This is a genomic window from Thiocapsa sp., from assembly GCF_018399035.1.
Lineage (GTDB): Bacteria > Pseudomonadota > Gammaproteobacteria > Chromatiales > Chromatiaceae > Thiocapsa.
Genome location: NZ_CP073760.1, coordinates 5,354,969 through 5,374,635, shown reverse-complemented (window position 1 = coordinate 5,374,635; position 19,667 = coordinate 5,354,969). Strand labels below are relative to the sequence as shown.

Genomic DNA, 19,667 nt, shown 5'->3' with positions numbered 1-19,667 from the left:
GCTCCGTCAACGTGTGGGAGGCCCTGCTGGCGGTGCTGAACCGTCTGTCCCCGATGGATGTCGAGCAACACGCGGGGGCGATTGCTGCGCCGCAATTCCCTTGCTCTCCAATCAAGTAATTCGCAGCGGCTCGATCAGCAAGAAGTCCGCAATATACTGAACTCCCTCGTCGAAGAAGTGATCCCGGTCCCGGTCCGTGAAGGTCCTTGGGATACGGAGGTTGCTCGAGCGGCTCGGCCGTAGCTCGCTGGTCGCTGGGGATACCGGTTTCGAGGTCGTGCCGACACCGACCGGACTGGTCGGTCGCTGTGCTGCCCTTCGGATTGCCAGCGCGACGTCGACGAAACCTTCGTCCAATGACTGGTGCTGTGTCATCGGATTGCCGTCCTTCGGCACCGCGTTGAGGTAACCCAACGCGGCGGACTGCCAGTCGCACGGTCGGAGGATGACCGGGATGACCCGGGTCAAGCCCTGCTGATGGCGCTCAAGGGCCCGGCGCATCTCGATGTCATGGCAGTAGTCGGAGGCGAGGAAATCGGCGCTGACCAGAAGCAGCACGATGTCGGATGTCTCCAGGGCAGCGTCGATCTCGTCGGCGAACGCGTCGCCTGGCCCGATCCGGCGGTCGTGCCACGTCTCGATCACACCCTCGCGCTTCAGCGGCGACAGGTGCTTTTCGAGCTGATCCCGCAGACCCTCGTCTTCGTGCGCATAGGACAAGAACACGCTCGCCATCTCACCCTCCCGGCCTCTCGCCTCGGTGACACCTTGCCTACCCTGTGCAAATCCCACTACTTCCTGCTAAATCATGCGTAATCTGTTTGACGCAGGCTCAAGCCAGGTCTATAAACGGGGCCTGCCATGCCAACTGAATCGAGGCAACGACTTGGAAGACCGCTGGCGCTCAGTCGACGAGATCGCGGAATACCTGGGTGTCTCCAAGGATACGGTGTACGCCTGGGTGACACAGAAGGGGATGCCCGGGCACAAGGTGGGGCGGTTCTGGAAGTTCAAACGAGAAGACGTTGACGCCTGGATTCGCGACGGTGGAGCAGCCAGTCGTTCCGACGAGGACCTGAAGGAGAAGTCCGACGATGAGTGACCTCGAAGTGGAAGAGATCGACCTGGCCGACGACGAGGTCACATCCCTCGAGGAGGGCCAGCTCCTCGACTACATCACTGACAAGCCCGTCAAGGACACCCCCAAGGAGCAGGTGCGTCAGCGCATCGCTCGGGCATTGTTCCACGAGTACGGGATCTCCGTGGAGGACATGGTCCCCGATTTCCAGATGAAGATCGACGGGCGCAATAAGAAGATCGACATCGCGATCTTCGAGCCGGGCGCCGACAAGACCCCGGAGAACCTCCGCCGCGTCGTCATCTGCGACAAGGAGCCTAAGACCGGGTCCAGGGGCGCGTACAAAATGCGCGACCACAAGCAGGCCGAAAAGGAATTCGGGCTCCTCTATGCTGCGATGAGCCAAGAGGAGACCGAGGAGTGCCGGTGGGGACTCTGGACCAACGGAATCGACTTTTTCTTCTTCGAGAAGGAGAGGGCGCGCTTCGACACCAAGTTCCACCCGCGCGGCGACTGGCCCATGGCCGACGGCACACTCGGCAGCCGCACGGTCGCATCACTGGCGCAGCTGCGTCGAGCCGACCGCGACATGCTGCTGACGGCCTTCCGCCGCTGCCACAATTACATCCACGGTAACGAGGGCATGCCGAAGGACGCTGCCTTCTGGCAGTTCCTCTATCTCATCTTCGCCAAGCTCCACGACGAGCGCCGCCCAAGGGACCAGCCCCCCCGCTTCTGGGCCGGCATGTTCGAAAAGCAGGTCAACGGCAAGCGACAGCTGGTCGACGAGCAGTTTGACCCCGAGGGGCAGGCCGCCATTCGCGAGCGTGTCACCCGGCTCGTCGATGAGGTCGCCGAGAAATACAAATACACCCTCTTCAAGGACAACCCGCCCCGCATCACCCTGTCCGACCGGGCGCTGGGCTTCATCGTGGGCGAGCTCGCGAAGTACGACCTTGGCCGGACCGCGCTCGACGCCAAAGGCGCCGCCTACCAGGAGCTGGTCAAACACAACATCCGCGGCGACCGCGGCCAGTATTTCACGCCGCGGGGGCCGGTCGATCTCATGGTCGCCATGCTCGACCCGCAGCCCGACGAACGCGTAATGGACCCGGCCTGCGGCACCGGCGGCTTTCTCGTGTCGACTTTGAAACACCTCGACGCCAAGCTGCGCGCGGCGTCCAACATCGCGATGGACGATGAGTCGACAGACGAGTTCCTGTCGGTGCAAGAGGAGCTGCGTGCGTTCGTCGAGCACAACCTCTTCGGCGCCGACTTCGACCCCTTCCTGGTGCGCGCCGCGCAGATGAACGTGCTGATGGCCAGCAACGGCCAAGCCCGCGTGTTCAACATGAACTCCCTCGAGTTCCCGGCTGGTCACCTGCAAGGGGTCAAAGAGGCGACTGGCAAGGCAGACCTCGTCACCATGGACGTGGTGATGACCAACCCGCCCTTCGGGTCGAACATCCCCATCACCGATCCGAACATCCTCAAGCACTTCGAGCTCGCGCACATCTGGGAGCGCACCGAAGACGGCGGCTTCCGCAACACCGGACGCCTCCAGGGCAGCGTCGCGCCGGAGGTGCTCTTCATCGAGCGTTGCATCGACTGGCTCAGACCTGGCGGGCGCACCGGCATCGTCCTGCCCGACGGTATCCTGGGCAACCCCGGCGACGAATACATCCGCTGGTGGCTCCTGCGCCACTGCTGGATGCTCGCCAGCATCGACCTGCCAGTCGAGGTGTTCATCGTCGAAGCGAACGTGAACATCCTGACCAGCCTGCTCTTCCTCAAGAAAAAGACCGACGAGGAGGTGCGTGCCGAGGACCTGGGCCAGAGCATCGATTACCCCGTCTTCATGGCGGTCGCCGAGAAGGTTGGCTTCGACCGACGCGGCAATACGCTCTACAAACGCGGCCCCGACGGCGAGGAGCTTGTCGAAGAGGTCGAGCACCGCGAGCGCGTGCGCGTGGGGGGGCAGTCCGTAATCCGGGTGTTGCGCCGCAAGGAGAAGACCCTCGACAACGACCTGCCTTACCAGAAGCAGGATGGAACGTTCGTGCCGGGTCCCATCCTGGAAGCCTATCGGGCGTTCCGAGCGAACCACGCGGAGCCAGGCGCATGATCACCCGTATCGACGCCACCAACTATCGGTGCTTCGAGCAGCTCGGCGTCCCGCTATCCGACTTCTGTGTCATCGCCGGAGCCAACGGCTCGGGCAAGACGACGCTACTCGACATCCCGGTGCTTCTCGGCGACTTGCTCCGCAGCCGCAATGTAGCCGGCGCCTTCATGGAACGTCTGCTCGGTCGCGGCGCCCGGGCGGCCTCGCTCGACGAGATCCCGTTCCGCGCTCAACGCAAGAGCTTCTCTATCGGGATCGAGGCGCGGCTGCCTGACGACGTGAAGCAACAGCTCGTCGTTGCCTCAACCGCCGCGGTGCAACGCGATGAGTCGAAGTGGCCGACTCACATCCGTTATGAGATCCGCCTGGAATCAGAGGAAGAGCAGCAGCTCATCGTTCAGAGCGAATACCTGTTCGTCTTCCCGTACGACCGAGCCTATGAGGCGGGACGCCTGCCCATGCAGGGAGAGAACGCGAACAACAAGGGCTGGCGGTTCATTCTGAAGCGCGAGCTCAGCTGGGAGGATGTGTCAGAGGCCACGTTGAGGCCGGAGAAAAAGGGTGGCAGGGATCGCGACTCACAGGTCGATCGCACGGTGCTTGCCCTGCCCCGCCTCCAGTACGAATCCGAATCCGAGTTTGCGGCCGGTCGCTGGCTCCTCGACCTGCTTCTCGACGGTGTCCTCTTCTTCGACCCCATGTGGGGCGAGCTGCGCCAGGCAAGCCCGCCCGGGCTACCGAAGAAGCTCATGGGTTCAGGTGAGAACCTCCCTTGGCTCGCGCTGCGTCTGCAGCAAACCGACCCGGAGCGCTTCGCCGCATGGGTCGCGCACGTGCGCACCGCATTGCCCCAGATCACGGGAATTTCCCTGCGCGAGCGTGAAGAGGACCACCACGCCTATTTTCGGGTGCAGTACGAAGGGGGCTACGAGGTCACGTCCTCCGGACTGTCGGAGGGTACGCTGCGGATCTTCGCGCTCACTCTGGTCGCCTATCTCGACGACATACCGCCGCTGCTGGTCATCGAGGAGCCCGAGAACAGCATCCATCCGCAGGCGATCGACACCATCATGCAGTCGCTTCGGTCGCTCTACGACCAACAGGTCTGGGTCTCGACCCACTCCCCGGTCGTGCTCGCGGATGCGCAGGTCGCGGAGCTGGTCATCACGCGGCTGGATCGGTCAGGGGACGCGACGGTCATTCCCGGCGGCGAGCACCCCCGCCTTGCCCATTGGAAGGGTGCAATCGATCTCGGCAGCCTCTTTGCCACCGGGGTCTTCGAATGAACGACCTCCTCTTTCTTGTTGCCGACAAGAACATGGCCGAAGCGGTGGCCGGCTTGCTGGAGCGAGATCAGGTGCATCGAGTGATCGGCTGCCGTCCCTTCGGCTTCGACAGCCGGCGCGACATCAAGGTGGCCGCCGGGCAGAACGACCCCGGTCTTTATGTGCGCGCCAACGAGCTGCTGCGCCCGCTGGCTCCCGATTATCGACGGGCAGTGGTGATCGTCGATGAGGAATGGGAGGGCAGTCCGGGGGCCGACGTGATCGAGCAACAGCTCCGGGTACATCTCGCGGACGCCGGCTGGCCCGCGGATGCGGCGCTGGCCCTCGTGGTGCGTCCCGAGGCGGATGTGTGGCTCTGGTCGGAATCGCCGCATTCCGCCACGGCGCTCGGATGGCCGTCCTGGACGGAGCTGAGGCCCGCACTCGAAGGCGCGGGTTGGATAGCCCCCGGCCAGACCAAGCCGGAACGGCCCAAAGAGGCGGCGGAATGGGCACTGAGGCACTGCGGACGAAGGGCACCGCGTTCCGCCGCGCTCTACCGGCAGGTGGCGTCAAAAGTATCGGTCAAGGGCTGCCAAGATATCGCCCTCGCGCAGCTCCTGAAGGCGCTTCGGGCTTGGTTCCCCGCGTGTTGATCGACATGCTTCTTGCCGGTCTCTTTCTCGCGTGTTGTCGGTCACTTTATTCCACGAGAATTCATCAGAGTAATCCGCGCTGACCCTACCGGATTCGTCCACCGCTTTTGCTGCCGCCTGCGGTCCAGCTGGTCTTGGGTCGGTTCAGGCGACCCTAACGGCAGCAACCCGGTCAGGAGCCGCCTCCCATCAACCGGAAGCGAGTGACTCTTCGATCCTGATAGCGGAAAGTCCTTCGCGGCTCATCGAGTTACAAGTCACTACCCCAACCGGACGCAGGCGCTGCGAACCACAACGACTGCAAGGCAAACCACAGCGGACGTTATGAGGCCAGCTGCTGCCTACCAAGGAGAGCGAAGCGAAGGTCGGTAAGCCCTGGTAGCGCCGGCGCGGGCGTGTTAATGCCGTGGCGAAGGGGCGACAGTCATGAAGGCGCGAAGGCAACATGCAAAGGGCATCCCGCGTGCCGGTGCGACACCCGGTGAGTCGCTCCTGTATTTATTAGGGAAGTCAGAGCAGAACCGGTCAATTATCGTCATCGGCCTAGTCGCCGGCCGCCGTCGATGGATCTCACAGGGTTAGCAGCGTTGCGCGGGTTGTATTGCCTGCCGGATCTGCTAGTCGGGCAGCCCTGCCGCACGCAGATCGTCCAGGAATGCCTGCTTGAGTTCCGGGTCGGCAATCGGAATCGCCTTGTCAGTATGCGAAATCGTCTCTTCCGGATTGACCATTTGAAGCTCTTCCGCCTGCCACTCGGCATCGCCTTCGCGGCCCGCGCGCATATAGCTGGCGATGAGAAACAACTTGATGGGGGCTGCGTTCTCGTTGCGTTCCAGGGCCTTCTCCAACGCCGCAATCGCCTCCTCGTAACGGCCCAACGTATAGTAGGCGCGCCCGAGATTGTAGGGATAGTCCCAGGTGTAGTAGGGATTGAGCTGGACACCTTTGTTGATCTGCTCAATCGCCTTTTCCGGACGTCCGAGATTGTTGTTGATGAGCGCAAGCAACCCGTAGCCGTCCGCATAGTTCGGTGCGACAGCAATCGATCGCATCGCCGCCGACTCTGCCTGCTCGAGCTCCTTGCGCATCAAATAGACATAGCCGAGTGCCCAATGCGTCTGTGGGATCGAGTCGTCCAGTGCGACACCCCGTTTGGCCAGATCCAGTGCGCGAGCCATGGTCTCAAGCGGGGTGTCTGTCCATCCCCGGCGGAAGGCGACCGCCATCGTGAACGCCAGGGCGCCATAGGCCCGCCCGTAGCCGGGATCGAGCTCGATGGCGCGCATATAGGCACGCTGCGCCTGCCGGTTGGACTCGATCGTGCCGAGCTTGGATAGGGCTTGTCCCTCCAGAAAGGCATCGTAGGCCTTGAGGTTGTCGGTGCTGCGTTGAGCCAAGCGTTCTTTCTCCTGGTCCGAAATCCGCAGCGCGAGTGCCTCCACGATGCGATCGGTCACTTCATCCTGAACCTCGAATACCTGGCTGGTCGGCCGATCAAAGCTCGCGGCCCACTTCTGAAATCCGGTCCCGGCATCGACGAGCCGTGCGTTGATCCTCATCACGTCGCCCCGTCGTCGGACACTGCCATCCAGGACGAAATCCACTCTCAGCTCCGCTTTCAGCTCCTGCGGTTGGACCTGCTTGTCCTTGTATGTAAATGACGTATTGGCGGCGATGACCTGCAGCCCGGAGAGTCTGGAGAGGTCTGTGATCATGTCATCCGTCATCCCGTCGACAAAAGACGCCTGATCGGGATCGCCGGTGAGGTTCGTAAACGGAAGCACCACGATCGACGGCGGTGTTGATGATGTTGAGGCGTTGCCGTCTTGTGCGTGCTTGTCTTGATAGGACAGTACGACCAGACCGATTAGCAGCATCAGTACAAGTGCCCCCAGCAACCATCTCGATAGGCTGGCGCTTGATGCCGTTGGTCCAGAAGCGGAACCCCTGGCCCTAGCGGTGCTCTCAGCCCCGACCTCTGCGACACGCTCTCGCACCGCTGCGATCAGGCGGTAGCCCCGCTTGGGAATGGTGGCGATATAGCGTGGCTGCCGCGCGTCGTCTGTCAGCGCCTTCCGGAGTTTGATCACCGCGGCCGTGATCGAGTCATACCCGACCACCGCACCCTTCCAGACATCACGCTCCAGGTCCTCCCGTGTGACCAACTCCCCCTGCCGGAGGGCCAGGTAGCTCAGAACCTCCATGACCTTCGGCTCGAGCTTGACTGCGCGTCCGCCCTTGGCAATCAGTCCCGCTGCGGGGTCGACCAGCCAGTCACCAACTTGAAATGACGTGGAGCTTGATTCGGCTGCTGGGATTTCGGGTCTAATCATGTCGGTGCACAGAGTTTCAGCGTCGGGGGAGATGGCCGCAAACTATGCCTTAAGCTTCTGAATAAATGAGTTCTTTTGTGTCCTTCTGTTTTCCTTCGTTGTTCGGTCGCCTTTCGTTCGAGACAGCAAATCCAGTACAGCCGATGCTCGGCTCAAGGCCCCGGGGGTCGACGCCTCCGAGGTGCTGGACCAAGACCGCAACAACAACGGACCTCGACGGAGGCTGTGATGGCGAGCACCCACTCCTGCTGCAAGTCACCCTATTTGCAACTGGCTCTACCCTTATTGTGCCTGATGATCAGCACTCAGACCACCCGGGCGACAGAAGAACTTGGCCTGATCACGACAGACTACTTCCTCAGCCACGAGAGCAAAGAGCCCTTCTATCGGGAGCAGAATCTTGACCCAAACGTGGTCCTGCATGTGCGGGAGGTCGTCGCGGCCGGAACCGAACGGACGGCGGGCAAGGACAACAGAGTCTTGCTCTTTCTCCACGGAGGGACTTTTCCCGGCTACGTCGCCTTCGACTTGGACTATGAAAACGTTTCCATGATGCGGCACTTCGCGAAGCTCGGATGGGATACCTTCGCGTTGGATCTGGAAGGTTATGGGCAATCGACTCGGCCACCGATCATGGATGAACCTGAGCGCTACCCGAACAGCAAGGCGCCCATCGGCCTGGACGTCACGCTCGCCAATGTCGGACGCACCGTCGATTTCATTCGCGATCTACGCGGCGCCGACAAGGTGCATCTGCTGGGGTGGTCGATTGCGGCGATGGCGGAGGCGCCGCTCTATGCCATTCAGCAGCCCGACAAAGTGGCCAAGCTGATTCTGTACGCCGGCAACTACCTAGGCAAAGGCAAGACCGCGGAGGAGCGCCGGCAAGAGGACACCAAGCGCGAAGCCGAAAAGAATCGCTACGGTACCCCCGGCGACCTGCAACGCTGGGTCAAGTTGGGCACCAAGGAAGAGTACCTGATCCCCGGGGCTTTCGATGCGTATGTCCAGGCCCATCTGGCGTCCGATCCAAAATCTGCTGAGCTCGGCGGGCGGGTCCGCGCCCCCTGGGGGCGATTCATCGGTTGGCCGGAACCGCATTTTGACGCTGCCAGCATCAAGGTGCCGACACTGGTGATTCGCGGCGAGTCGGACACGCTGGCCAGCCGCGCTGATAACCAACAACTCCTGCAGGACCTCGGCAGCACGGTGAAACAGTACGTCGAGATCGACCAGGCCGGCCACATGATCCAATTCGAGAAGAACAATACGGCGTTCTATCAGGCCATCGCCGAGTTTCTGGAACCGACTAAGTGAGCTGATGCAAGCCGAACTAACTTAGGAGCCTCAGACCAACCACTGAAAGCGAGGACATCGCCATGGGTCACCATCCCATTCACCGAGGACTGCTGCTCGGCTGTCTTTTGCTCGACAACGTCGGTCTAGGTCAGGCGGGCGATTTCGATGATGCCGCCATGATGCACATCGAGTATCCCGACTGGTTCAAGGACAGTTTTCTCGATCTGCCCGAGGACATCGAAGAGGCCCGGGAAGCCGGCAAGGAGGGCCTCATGATCCTGTTCACGACACAGGGTTGCTCCTACTGTGCTGAATTCATCCGCACCAGCCTGAGCGATCCAACGCTCGCGGCGCGGCTGCAGGCGCAGTTCGACGCCGTCGGACTCGAGATCTTCAGCGATGCGGAGATGACCGCGCCGGATGGCACCCATGAGCGGGTCAAAGCCTTTGCAAAGCGCGCAGGAGCCGAGTTCTCTCCCACGGTGAAGTTCGTAGGGACGGATGGCGACTTGCTTTACCGCGGTGTCGGCTACCATGACCCCCAACGCTTCGGGTTAGTGCTGGATTATCTCAACGAAGGGAAGCCTGAAACGCAATCCTTCGCTGAGTTTGTGGCCGCAAGAAGCAAGGGCACCGCAGCCAGCGACGCAAGCGATCGGCTCGTCGCGGACGCTCTGTTCAGCGCGCCGCCGTATGCGTTGGATCGGAGTCAATCGGCGGCTGATCGTCCGCTGCTGGTAATCTTCGAGACGGATGGTTGCCGGAACTGTACGCGCTTCCATCGCGAGGTGCTGGCGCAGCCCGAAGTGCGCGCACTGCTCGAACGGTTCGAGATCGTGCGCCTGGATGCCGAGGATAACGAGACTGTGCTGCGAAAGCCCGATGGAGAGGGCGCCACGCCGGCCGACTGGTGGGCCGCCACCGGATTCAGCGAGCGACCGGCGCTACTGTTCTTCGACGAGCAAGGCAGAGAGGTGCTCGGGACGGATGCGCTGGTCCTGCGCCAGCGGATGCTGAATTCGCTTCACTACGTGCTGGAGCGCGCCTACGATCAGGACTGGACTTATCAGCGTTTCGCGCGCGCGCGGTCATTGGAGCGAATCAATGAAGCCCGAGAGGCGGGGCAATTACCATCGCCGGAATGATGCTCAGGGCGGCGCCTTGATTAAGCGCGCGGACGCCTGTCGCCGAACCGTTATTGTTTTGTGTCATATTCACGTTAAAAAGTCCAACACCTACTGTATTCTTCAAGGCGTTGGTTACGTGAGCTGTGCTGGGCTGTCGATTCGGTTCCCGGAGGCACCTTAATCGGCGTTGGACACAAGAGTGCACCCTGGAACGTCTCCGGATTTGGAGCGAGCGCTTACTCGGCAACACAACGAAAAAGACAAAGCTGTACGCGCCCGCATTGGCCACGGGCCAAGTGCACGGACTCGTTCCGTGTCGAGGCCGATCGAACCAATGGGAGCCGAATGAAATGAAGAGATCCCGCATCGTCAGCGCCCGCGCGCTGATCCATCCACTGCTTGGAATGTGTTGTCTCGTGCCCGGGATGGCAGTGACGGCAGACGTTTCCGAGATCGAGCTACGACGTCTCTTCGATCCGAGCGAGGCCGAGATCGCGGCCGAGTCGGGCGGCCGGATCTATATCTACGAGGGATTGCGTGATATCGACGTGCAGCGTGCAATGGACGAGGAGTTCGATCGCGTCGAGTCAATGATGTTTATCCGGACCCAGAAGACGAAAGACACGGGCGAGCTTGCAAAAGATCCGGAAACCGGCGTGGTTGAAACGGAAGACGATGGCTGCTGACAGGGCGGAATCCCCGATCCTACACAGCTCGACAGGGGCTATGATGCAACGACGAAACTTCATTAAAAGCGGGCTCGCGACCGCCCCCTGGATCGCCATGGCCGCGACCGGCCTGCAATTGAGAACGGCGATGGCGGGTTGGCCTAGTGCCGCCTTTCATCTGGAGGATCTCTCCGAGGCCGAGAGGCTCCTCTTTGCCGACACTCCCGTCGAGGATTCGGATCGGATCGCCGTGACTGCGCCGGACATCGCCGAGAACGGCCGCGTGGTTCCGGTTCAAGTCGTGATCGACCTCCCCGATCCGAAGACCCTGACATTGCTTTCCGATGGCAATCCTTTCCCCTTGTTGGCCAGGGCTCGATTTACACCTGATGTCGAGCCGACCCTGTCGATCCGAGTCAAATTGGGCCAGAGCGCCAATCTCATCGCGCTGGTCGAGGCCGATGGAAGGCTTTATCGGGCCACGCGTGCCGTCAAGGTCACCTCGGGCGGATGCGGTGGATAGGGCAAACGCCAACGTCGGAGAATGCGATGAAGAGCGATGGAGTTAGACGATCATGAGTGCGGATCTCGGCAAGATTCGATTGAAACTCAAGGACGGCGCGATCCTGGTCAAGGTGATCCTGAATCACCCCATGGAGAGCGGAAGCCGCAAGGATCCCGTCACGGGCGAGCTCATTCCGCGCCATTTCATCCGCGAGGTGGTCTGCGAGCACGACGGCAAGCCGGTGCTGACCCTCGACTGGGGCTGGGGCATTTCGGCGAATCCCTTCCTCTCCTTCGTCATCAAAGAGGGGGCGAAGGGCGATACCGTGACCGTTCGCTGGACGGACAGCCAGCAGATGACGGGCGTGCTGGAGGCCGTCGTCACTTGATCGCGACCAGCCGTTCGACGGGCCGATCCGGTATGATCGGAGCCTGCTCCGTCTCGCGCTTTTCATCATTCCCATCTGGCTCGCCGGTGTCACGGCGGGCCATGCCGGGGACTTCGAGGACGCGGCCCTGATGCACATCGACTATCCGGATGGGTGCGAGGACAGTTTCCTGGCGATTCCAGGGACGGTGTACGCAACACACTGCCACACATCATCCTTGTAGGGACTGAAGTTGGCCGGGCCCGGTCCCTCCAGGCGCAGAAAGCTTCGCCCCGCGCGGGGGCGCGGCAGGCCTCGCCTCGATCCTCGGATGACTGTCCGTTTTCTGCTGGGCGGCCTGGCCGCTTACGCCGCCGATCGCTGACCGCTACGCGTCCGAACCGCCGCTCGACAGGGTAGGGTCGAGCGGCAGCTTCTGGCCGACTCGGGGCTGGCCCGATGATCGAGGCCAGTGACCGGTAGTGGGGCCCAGCCGTCGCCGATCCCGGCGAGGCGACAGACAGCAACACGCGCGTTGCGGTCACTGACGCCCGTGAGAGTCGGCCGCCCGCTGGGACCCGAAGCAGACACTCAATCTGCAGCGGGTGCCGGCAGCTCAGTCCCACACAAGCAGTCCTTGGCCGCTGCTGTAGCCGCCGTCGCCGTTCGGCAACGCTCAGCCGCTATCCCAGATCTTCGGCAGCAACCGCGCCATCGCCGCCTGCCCGCTCTCTGAGACCACCAGCTTCGGCCCCAGCGCCAACCGCTGGGCGCTCTCCGGGCTTGCGCATCATGCTCGGGGGCATCCGAACGACCCGGATCGCGGCAATGCTGGAGATGTTCCGGTCAAGATGAGAAGGGCAAACCCCTGGGCGAATCGGCTACGGCAGCGACGGCAGCTCGCCGCCGGGCGATTCCTTAAGGCTGAGATAGTCCAGCGGAAACAGACGGTGGGTGCGCTGCAAGCTCATCGACGCTTCTTCCTCGTCTTGAACTCGATAGTCGAGCACCGAAACACCGTCGGATATCTCGTAGGCCGCAGCAATCTCACCGAGCGCCTTCACGAGCGCCTGGCGCTCCCCCTCTGCCAAGCCTTCGGCGACGAGCCCCACGAAGTCAATCTCGTAGACCTCGTCGTCACCCAGCTCATCCCAGGAGGTTAGGCTCACGTAGAGGCCGAGCAAATGGGTGCCCGCCTTCTTCAGGCGGTCCTCCAGTTTTCCTCGCGCCCTGCGAGTACGCTCGTTGAAAGCGTCGGGAAAGGCCGTGCGCACGACGCGATTAATAATCCAGCGTTGCAGCACGCGAACCGAAGGATCGGGTACGACGAAAGACGGGTCGGGATCGACACCCGCCAGAACATATCTCGGCAGCAGCACCCGCCCGTTGGAGTGGATGCGGCACCAGCGCTCCGTCCCATTCGAAACGAAGGGAACGTGCAGCTCCCGGGGATTCTTGCCCGCGGTGTAGTTTCCGTTTGGCTGGGCATCCGGAGCCAGGGGAGCGCACAGATAGGCTTCCACGACCGGCTCGGATGCGTAGCAGTGATGCACCAAATCGCAGCTTTGCGAGACCACCAAGAACCGAGCATATTTCGCAAGCTCGGCTGAACCCGGCCCCAGCGACGTCCCACGGAACAGCGATTGCGCATCCGGGGGGCTGACGAAGGACCATTGTCGCCAGCCGCGCTGTTTGATCGACGCCGGCTCTCCGGACTCCTGTTCCTCGACGGCAAATGTCGCCTTGGGGCAAAGCAACTTACGTATGAGATGCAGGAATGGCATGCGTCAGCGCGTTCTCGTACCGATCCTTTTCGCTCAGCGGTGTGAGCCTCGCCCTTCGCGCCTCACGCTGGCCCCCCTCTTGTGCGACTCTTCTCGCCAATGCCTCCAGGTGCGACTGGATCAGGGAACGGTCCAGAGGAGCCTCCCCCAGTAGATCCAGCAAGGATCGTCCTTCGGCAGTCTTGGCGCGCAGCAGACGCCCGAGGGGGCGGTTGGTCAGCGACCGCCAATCCACGCACACCCGCCGAAGCTCCATCAGGCGCTCATTATTGGTGTCGCTGACCTGGCCGCCGCCGATCCAGCCGTAGACCGCCTGGCGCGAGACCCCGACGATGGCGGCAAGATCGCTGATGCTAACACCCAGGGTGGCCTTGATCTCCGCGATCAGATCGGCCCCTACGAGCACATCCGCGGCATCCGCCGTGGCCTGCTTGCCGATTCGGTCGACCAACCCTTCCCATGACTTCGCTACAGCATCCGTCCGATCTTCGCTGACCAGCCTGTCCAACGATCCGCTGGTGACGACCCGCGACTTGAAGGCCATTGTGGGCGTAATGCCGGCAGTCGCGGTCAAGGTGGCGAGCACCGTGATAACAACCCAGCCCGGCCGGTTCGAGGTCGAGGTCACGGATGCGCCGGCCCCGGTCGCTGAGTAGCCGATATCCTCCGAGCCCAAGGACCAGGACTGCCAAGGAGACGGGTCACCCGATATCGACACCGTTGTGCTCATCGCCAGTCCTCCAGTGCAAAGTCAGAGACGGTCTCGCGGAATGCCTCCGAGAGGGTTCCATGAAGCCCGTTGAACCGACCCATGGCCCCTTCGATCGAAAACGCCTCGGATTTCTCCACGAAGTGGTCGTAATCCAGGATCCCGACCGGCTTGCTCGTGTCGAAGGTTTTCGCGGAAACGAGGTCTGGCGGCACCAGGTTCGGTGGCAGCACCCCTTCGGGGTTCAATCCAATGCGAACAACCAATCGGCCGCCGACGTCGGTCTCCATCACCAGGTTGGTGAACGACCTCGGCCGCAGAGCACCGATGTGCCCCAGACTGACCCCGCGCAGCCCTTCCTTGAGATAGTCGCCGAGGGCACGGTCGGCACTAGCCTGAAAGGCATCGACATAGCGCAGCCCCAGCCTCTCGCTTGCGGAAATGCCCACGACATCCTGCACTATCTGCAAACCCTGCTGCAGATCCACGAAGAACGCCTCGTGGGTGTCGTAGGCGGTCGTATGGAAGGCGACGGAGCCAGTCTGGACCGAAAAGCCCGTGGTACGATCAATCCGATCAAAGGCCCACTGCCGCGTCACTCGTGTCTCCGTGCCGCCAGGCCCAAACTCGAACTCCTCCCGGACCTCGCTCGGTCGGTAGAGCGAGTAGCCGACCTTGCGCATGCGCTCCTGGATCTCGGGGATGTAGTCGGCCATCTTGAGGACCGCCCCGATCCGGACCTGGGCCACGACGTACACGAGAGGGGATTTTGCGAGCTTCTCCACAGGCCCTTCTGTTGCGAGTTCTTGCTGGTTGACACTCTACTTGACAAAGTATGGGACAACCGGGACCAGAAGCAAACTTTTTCGCGGAAGCCAGTTGGGCGCCCGCAAGGATCTCCGACTGATCGAGACTGGGTTCCCTCTGCTAGATGGACGCGAAAAAACCAACGAGAGCAGAGTGTTGAGGTTCACCTGTAGTAAACATTCGGTCACGCCTTCCGGGACGCAGAGAAAGTACGGGACACAGACGTAGAAATCACGTACAACGTGTGCCATGGAAGGCACGACACGTCTCGATCCATCTGCGGAGCGACCGCATCCATGCCTCGGCACGGCTGGCGGCAAGGGGTCGCGTTTCGCTCGGGAATGGGTCACGATCAGCAAACAGGAGCACATTGACCTGCGTGCGCGGGCCAACTACTGGGAAGCGCAGCATGCCCGCGCGAAAGCCCAGGTCGAGGCGTTGACGCAGGAGGTGGCGCGCAAAGAGGCCACCATCAAAGACCTGAGGCAGCGGCTGTTCGGCAAGAAGAGCGAGAAGCACGGTCCGCTGCCCTCGGAGAAGGAGCGGGGCGACGGCGACGACGCGCCCCAGCGCAAGCGCGGCCAGCAGCCGGGCTGTGCGGGGCATGGCCGGACCCCACGCCCGACGCTGCCCGTGGTCGCCGAACAGCATGCTCCGGCCGATGGGCAGAGCGCGTGTCCGCACTGCGGTTTGCCCTATCGGCGCACGCCGGCGCTGGACGAGCAAAGCACGGTGATCGAGGAGCAGGTGCGCGCCTATACGCGGCGCATCACCCGGTGTGCCTACACCCGCGATCCCGGTTGTTGCTGTGAGAACACCCCGGCCGTGATCAGCGCACCGCCGCCGGCGCGGCTGATCGCACGCAGCCCCTTCGGCGTGAGCTTTTGGGTCGAGATGCTGCTGGGCAAATACCGCTACGGCCAACCGAGCAACCGGTTGCTCCAAGACCTCGCCGATCAAGGCTTGCCGGTCTCCCCCGGCACGCTCGCCGGTGGCCTGCAGCGTTTCACCGGGTTGTTCGAGCCGGTGCTCGAGGCGCTGTACTGCAAGCAGATGAGCGAGACGCTCTTCAACAACGACGAGACGCGCCGGGAGGTCTTCGTCGATCTGGAGGGCAAGGTCGGAACGCGTTGGTATCCGTGGCTGACGCGCTCGGCCTCGGTGGTGTTCTACTGCATCGATCCGAGCCGCAGCGCGGCGGTGCCCGGCGCGCATTTCGCCGGCTTGCAGGGCGAGCGCGCCATCATCGTCTGCGATCGCTACAGCGCCTACAAAAAGCTCGCGCGCCTGGCCGAGAACATCTTGCTGGCGTTCTGCCGGGCGCACGTGCGCCGCGACTTCCTGGAGGCGGGGCGCGCGCTGCCCGCGTTGGAACCTTGGGCGCTGGACTTCAAAGCGCGTCTCGGCATGCTCTACCATCTCAACCAACAGCGTCTGGCGCACTGGGATCCCGATCGCCCCTTGGCGCAGCAAGGCGCGGCGTTCGAGCACGCGCAGGCGGCCTTGCAGGCGGCGCTGGCGGACCTGCACGCCGAGGCCGAACGGCTGTTGGCGCAGGACGACACCGACGCGACCCTGCCGAAGGTCGCCCGCGCCCGGTGCAAGCGGGTGCTCACCAGTCTGCTTCACCATTGGTCGGGGCTGACGGTCTTTGTCGCGCATCCCGAGGTGCCGATGGATAATAACCGTGCCGAGGAGACGATCCGCACGCCGGTCATCGGGCGCAAGAATGATTACGGTTCGGGTAGCCTGTGGAGCGCGCAGCTCGCCGCGACGCTGTTCTCCATCCTGCAGACCCTGGCGCTGTGGGGGATGAATCCCCGTGCCTGGCTGACCGCTTATCTCAACGCCTGCGCCGAGGCCGGCGGACAAGCTCCAAGCTCGCTGACGGCGTTCCTGCCTTGGTCGATGGATGCCGCGCGTCGTGCCGAACTGTGCCGACCCGCCGCGCCGCCGACCGGCATCGACAGCTCATGAGTCATCGCTACTGCGGGCGCGACTTCCAGGCCGAGGAGATCGCGCTGATCCGCGCACTCATCGCCGAGGACCCGCCCCGCAGCCGCGCAGCGCTGTCGCGCTTGACCTGCCAAGCGCTCGCCTGGCACACCGCCAACGGCGGTTTGAAGGACATGTCCGCCCGGGTGGCCATGCTGCGGATGCACAACGACGGGCTCATCACGCTGCCGCCGCCGCGCAACCGCCGGCCCGATGCGCGCGTGCGCCTCAGCGCGCTCAGCGATCCGCAACCGCGCCTCGAGCAACCGGCCGCCGCGCTCAAACCACTGACCTGGTCGCGCGTGCAGCACAAAGCCCAATCACGGCTGTGGAACGAACTCATCGAGCGCTACCACTACCTCGGTCATACCCTCTTGCCGGGGGCGCAGCTGCGCTATCTGGTCTACGCCGCCGAGCAGCCCGTCGCCGCGCTCGGCTTCGGTGCCGCAGCTTGGATGTGCGCTCCGCGCGATCGCGACATCGGCTGGAGTCATGCACAACGTGAGCGCCATCTCCATCGGGTCGTCAACAATGCCCGCTTCTTGATCCTACCCTGGGTCCACTCCAAAACCTCGCCTCCATGCTCTTGGCGCAGGCGGCCAGGATCCTGCCCGAGGATTGGCTGGCGGTCTACGGCTACCGCCCGCTGCTGCTGGAGACCTTCGTGGAGACACCGCGCTTTCGCGGCACCTGCTACAAGGCCGCCAACTGGACCTGCTTGGGACAAACCAAAGGCCGCGGAAAACTCGGCCAAGCCGGAAAACAAAGCGAACCCATCAAGGACATATGGATTTACCCGCTGGACCGACGCTTCCGCGAAGTGCTTACCCGTTGATTCTGATGGGTAGGGGTAGACCGAATATTTACGCCGCAAAGCGGCTGGAAACCACGCCGGCCGCCGTGAGCCGACGCATCAAGGCGCTCGAGGAACGCTTGGGTGTCAGGCTACTGCAACGGACCATCCGCAAGATTCAGCTCACGGAAGCGGGTGAGCTGTATTTCCGTGAAGTCAGCAGGCTCTTGGGCGACCTGATGGCGGTTGAACATCAGCTCGAAACGGTGACGGCAGAGCCTACAGGCGAATTGCGGATCGTTGGGCCGATGTCGTTCGGACAGCGTCGACTCGCTCCGGTCGTGACGCGTTTCGCTTTGGGCCATCCCAAGCTTCGCGTGACTTTGAAGCTCGAGGATCGGGAAACGGACATTGTCAGCGAAGGATTTGACCTGGCCATACGGATCGCCTATCCCAGCGATTCATCCCTCGTGGCCCGGACCATCGGGCGAATACCTCGATACCTCTGCGCGTCGCCGGAGTATCTGGCGAGGCGCGGTACGCCGCAAACGCCACGAGACCTGCTGCAGCATGATTGTCTTCACTACAACGTCATTTCCGAACGTGAGGAGTGGACCTTCGGCGGTCCACAAGGTGACGAAACGCTCGTGATCAAAGCCGCCTTTTGCTGCAACAACGGCGAGGTGTTGGCGGAAGCGGCGATGCAAGGGCTGGGCATCACCCTGCTGCCAGATTTTATCGTGAAAGAAGCACTTTCCTACGGGCGGTTGGTGCGCGTCCTGGAAGGGAGAGAGCGCGCGCCCCTCATTCTCTCTGTTCTGTACCCGTCAAGACGACACGTCCCAGTCAAAACCCGGTTATTCATCGATTACGTCATTGAGCAACTCACCTAAGGCACCGCCGATCAATGGCCGTTTCCCGCAGGAGCGTACCGGCAGTTCGCCGCATCGACACGTAACGTGATTTATCGGCTCAAAATGCGCCCATTTCAGGCGCATTCAGTGTTTCATGGGGGCTCGACCCCGACTGGCAGCGCAGGCCGGGCGCACCTCGGGTGCGTCAGGCCAACAACGCCCGTTTTGCCGGAACCAAGTTGACCAGCCGGAACAGCACCTCAAGCCGCGCGCGGTTCTTGGCCAGGCCCTTGTAGCGGACCTTGCGATGACGAAGCAGATTATTGATCACGTGAAACGGATGTTCGACGCGGACCTGTACCTTGGCCTTGATGGTCTCGGCACGCTCGGTCACGGCAACGTCATGTTGATTGACACCGAGCCTGTCGTGCTCGCCCGCGCCCGGTCACCCGCGCAAACCGGTCGCACGAGTGCGGCGGGCGAGTGACTGGAACTGGCCGACAACGTCCCTTCGGGGCCGCAAGACAGAGCGGGCTTGACTAACCGCTCCTGAGGCAATGCGACCTCAGAGCAGTCAACCTTCCCGAGGGGATCTCGCCTGCGGTGGCCAGGTCCTGATTCAGCAGTCCGACATCGGTCAACAGCCGCACCGCCATGAGGCGATCGACGCTCGATTGAAACTCAAGCAGCAAATCGACGTAGACCGAGTGCTGGATCTCAAGACCCCGCATTTAGACTTGATCCGCGCTGCCTTCGCCGAAGTCCCGGCGTCAACCCTCATTGAAAAAGGGATCCGGCAACGCGGGATTTCGCAGCTTCGCAGCCGCCCCGGCGCCGACCACCGGCAGGTTCGTTGGATCGAGCAGACCGATCTGCACCAGCACACTCGCCTGATCCCAGTGGATGTGCTCGTACGACACCTTGCCGTCCTCGATGCCGACGATCACGACGAACACCGCCTCGACCCGCTTGCCCGTCGGCGCCACCCCCGGCAGCATCCAGTCGATCTTCTGCGTGTGCGTGAAGGAGATGATCAACTCATCGACCAACCGCTCTTCGCTGCACGTGCGGGAGACCGTCTCGAAGGCCACGTCCGGCGGGAAGAACTGCCCGACGAGTCGCTTGTCGTAGAAGGTCCGGACACTTTCCGGCCCCTGCCCGCCAACCATGGTCGGCACGTTGACCAGATGCGGGTTCGGCGCCATCGTCGCCAGCGTCCGGTCGAGATCTCCCTCCAACTCCGCGTTCATGTGCGCCGCAAAGATCGCATCGAGCCTTGCCGGCAGGTCTGGGTCTGACATT

The 19,667-nt window shown here is 62.6% G+C and carries 18 protein-coding genes and 3 pseudogenes; 12 read left to right on the top strand and 9 right to left on the bottom strand.

Annotated elements, in window-relative coordinates; genetic code table 11:
- Positions 1 to 111: 111 nt before the first annotated feature.
- On the bottom strand, positions 112 to 735 hold the full coding sequence (locus KFB96_RS24460) for a toll/interleukin-1 receptor domain-containing protein (RefSeq protein ID WP_213455987.1): 624 nt from the start codon (positions 733 to 735) through the stop codon (positions 112 to 114).
- A 151-nt stretch (positions 736 to 886) separates the two neighbouring features.
- Here KFB96_RS24460 and KFB96_RS24455 point away from each other — a divergent pair, with 151 nt between their 5' ends.
- From KFB96_RS24455 to KFB96_RS24440, 4 genes are read left to right on the top strand one after another with little or no spacing between them, the layout of a single operon-like run.
- Positions 887 to 1,102, top strand: a complete 216-nt coding sequence (locus KFB96_RS24455) for a helix-turn-helix domain-containing protein (protein ID WP_300971752.1) — start codon at positions 887 to 889, stop codon at positions 1,100 to 1,102.
- Positions 1,095 to 3,203: an N-6 DNA methylase gene (locus tag KFB96_RS24450; RefSeq protein WP_213455991.1), complete on the top strand. Its 2,109-nt coding sequence runs from the start codon at positions 1,095 to 1,097 to the stop codon at positions 3,201 to 3,203. Before KFB96_RS24455 ends, KFB96_RS24450 begins: the two co-directional genes overlap by 8 nt.
- Complete coding sequence (locus KFB96_RS24445) at positions 3,200 to 4,489, top strand: AAA family ATPase (protein ID WP_213455993.1); 1,290 nt, start codon at positions 3,200 to 3,202, stop codon at positions 4,487 to 4,489. Before KFB96_RS24450 ends, KFB96_RS24445 begins: the two co-directional genes overlap by 4 nt.
- Positions 4,486 to 5,124 carry a hypothetical protein gene (locus tag KFB96_RS24440; RefSeq protein WP_213455995.1) on the top strand — a complete coding sequence of 213 codons (639 nt, stop codon included), beginning with the start codon at positions 4,486 to 4,488 and terminating at the stop codon, positions 5,122 to 5,124. The genes KFB96_RS24445 and KFB96_RS24440 overlap by 4 nt, the downstream gene beginning before the upstream one ends.
- 617 nt (positions 5,125 to 5,741) lie before the next feature.
- On the opposite strand, the gene KFB96_RS24435 is transcribed toward KFB96_RS24440, so the two are convergent.
- Complete coding sequence (locus KFB96_RS24435; protein WP_213455997.1) at positions 5,742 to 7,457, bottom strand: winged helix-turn-helix domain-containing protein; 1,716 nt, start codon at positions 7,455 to 7,457, stop codon at positions 5,742 to 5,744.
- 228 nt (positions 7,458 to 7,685) lie between these two features.
- On the opposite strand from KFB96_RS24435, the gene KFB96_RS24430 reads away from it, so the two are divergent.
- From KFB96_RS24430 to soxZ, 5 genes are all read left to right on the top strand, one after another.
- Positions 7,686 to 8,774 carry an alpha/beta fold hydrolase gene (locus KFB96_RS24430; protein ID WP_213455999.1) on the top strand — a complete coding sequence of 363 codons (1,089 nt, stop codon included), beginning with the start codon at positions 7,686 to 7,688 and terminating at the stop codon, positions 8,772 to 8,774.
- A gap of 62 nt (positions 8,775 to 8,836) precedes the next feature.
- Positions 8,837 to 9,901, top strand: coding sequence for a thioredoxin fold domain-containing protein (locus KFB96_RS24425; RefSeq protein ID WP_213456001.1), 1,065 nt, complete (start codon positions 8,837 to 8,839; stop codon positions 9,899 to 9,901).
- Between the two features lie 332 nt (positions 9,902 to 10,233).
- Positions 10,234 to 10,569, top strand: coding sequence for a hypothetical protein (locus KFB96_RS24420; protein ID WP_213456003.1), 336 nt, complete (start codon positions 10,234 to 10,236; stop codon positions 10,567 to 10,569).
- Between the two features lie 40 nt (positions 10,570 to 10,609).
- Entirely contained in the window at positions 10,610 to 11,074 is a 465-nt protein-coding gene (gene soxY / locus KFB96_RS24415) for a thiosulfate oxidation carrier protein SoxY (RefSeq protein WP_300970963.1), read from the top strand.
- A gap of 52 nt (positions 11,075 to 11,126) precedes the next feature.
- Positions 11,127 to 11,444 (top strand): thiosulfate oxidation carrier complex protein SoxZ, encoded by a 318-nt coding sequence (gene soxZ, locus KFB96_RS24410; protein WP_007191722.1) that lies wholly within the window; start codon positions 11,127 to 11,129, stop codon positions 11,442 to 11,444.
- An 860-nt stretch (positions 11,445 to 12,304) separates the two neighbouring features.
- On the opposite strand, the gene KFB96_RS24405 is transcribed toward soxZ, so the two are convergent.
- The 3 genes from KFB96_RS24405 to KFB96_RS24395 are packed head-to-tail and all read right to left on the bottom strand — an operon-like array spanning position 12,305 to position 14,665.
- Positions 12,305 to 13,207, bottom strand: coding sequence for a hypothetical protein (locus KFB96_RS24405; RefSeq protein ID WP_213456007.1), 903 nt, complete (start codon positions 13,205 to 13,207; stop codon positions 12,305 to 12,307).
- On the bottom strand, positions 13,182 to 13,937 hold the full coding sequence (locus KFB96_RS24400; RefSeq protein ID WP_213456009.1) for a hypothetical protein: 756 nt from the start codon (positions 13,935 to 13,937) through the stop codon (positions 13,182 to 13,184). Before KFB96_RS24400 ends, KFB96_RS24405 begins: the two co-directional genes overlap by 26 nt.
- Positions 13,934 to 14,665, bottom strand: coding sequence for a TIGR04255 family protein (locus tag KFB96_RS24395; protein ID WP_213456011.1), 732 nt, complete (start codon positions 14,663 to 14,665; stop codon positions 13,934 to 13,936). Before KFB96_RS24395 ends, KFB96_RS24400 begins: the two co-directional genes overlap by 4 nt.
- A gap of 307 nt (positions 14,666 to 14,972) precedes the next feature.
- Here KFB96_RS24395 and KFB96_RS24390 point away from each other — a divergent pair, with 307 nt between their 5' ends.
- Positions 14,973 to 16,700: an IS66 family transposase gene (locus KFB96_RS24390; protein ID WP_213501581.1), complete on the top strand. Its 1,728-nt coding sequence runs from the start codon at positions 14,973 to 14,975 to the stop codon at positions 16,698 to 16,700.
- A gap of 7 nt (positions 16,701 to 16,707) precedes the next feature.
- Here the strand turns inward: KFB96_RS24390 and KFB96_RS27210 are convergent, their stop codons facing one another.
- Entirely contained in the window at positions 16,708 to 16,899 is a 192-nt protein-coding gene (locus KFB96_RS27210; RefSeq protein WP_300970960.1) for a hypothetical protein, read from the bottom strand.
- On the opposite strand from KFB96_RS27210, the pseudogene KFB96_RS27730 reads away from it, so the two are divergent.
- Both KFB96_RS27730 and KFB96_RS24380 read left to right on the top strand, forming a co-directional pair.
- Positions 16,853 to 17,553 (top strand): annotated as a pseudogene (locus KFB96_RS27730) (DUF4338 domain-containing protein). The gene KFB96_RS27210 and the pseudogene KFB96_RS27730 sit on opposite strands and share 47 nt — an antisense overlap.
- Positions 17,505 to 18,404, top strand: coding sequence for a LysR family transcriptional regulator (locus tag KFB96_RS24380; RefSeq protein WP_367114992.1), 900 nt, complete (start codon positions 17,505 to 17,507; stop codon positions 18,402 to 18,404). Before KFB96_RS27730 ends, KFB96_RS24380 begins: the two are co-directional and overlap by 49 nt.
- A gap of 166 nt (positions 18,405 to 18,570) precedes the next feature.
- Here the strand turns inward: KFB96_RS24380 and KFB96_RS24375 are convergent.
- The 3 genes and pseudogenes from KFB96_RS24375 to KFB96_RS24365 form a co-directional block, all read right to left on the bottom strand.
- Positions 18,571 to 18,735, bottom strand: a pseudogene (locus KFB96_RS24375) (transposase); the annotation flags it as partial.
- Positions 18,736 to 18,946: 211 nt separating this feature from the next.
- Positions 18,947 to 19,069: pseudogene (locus KFB96_RS24370) on the bottom strand (transposase); the annotation flags it as partial.
- 66 nt (positions 19,070 to 19,135) lie between these two features.
- The gene (locus KFB96_RS24365) at positions 19,136 to 19,666 is read right to left on the bottom strand and encodes an ester cyclase (protein WP_213456018.1); all 531 of its coding nucleotides are present in this window, start codon (positions 19,664 to 19,666) and stop codon (positions 19,136 to 19,138) included.
- Position 19,667: the final 1 nt, after the last annotated feature.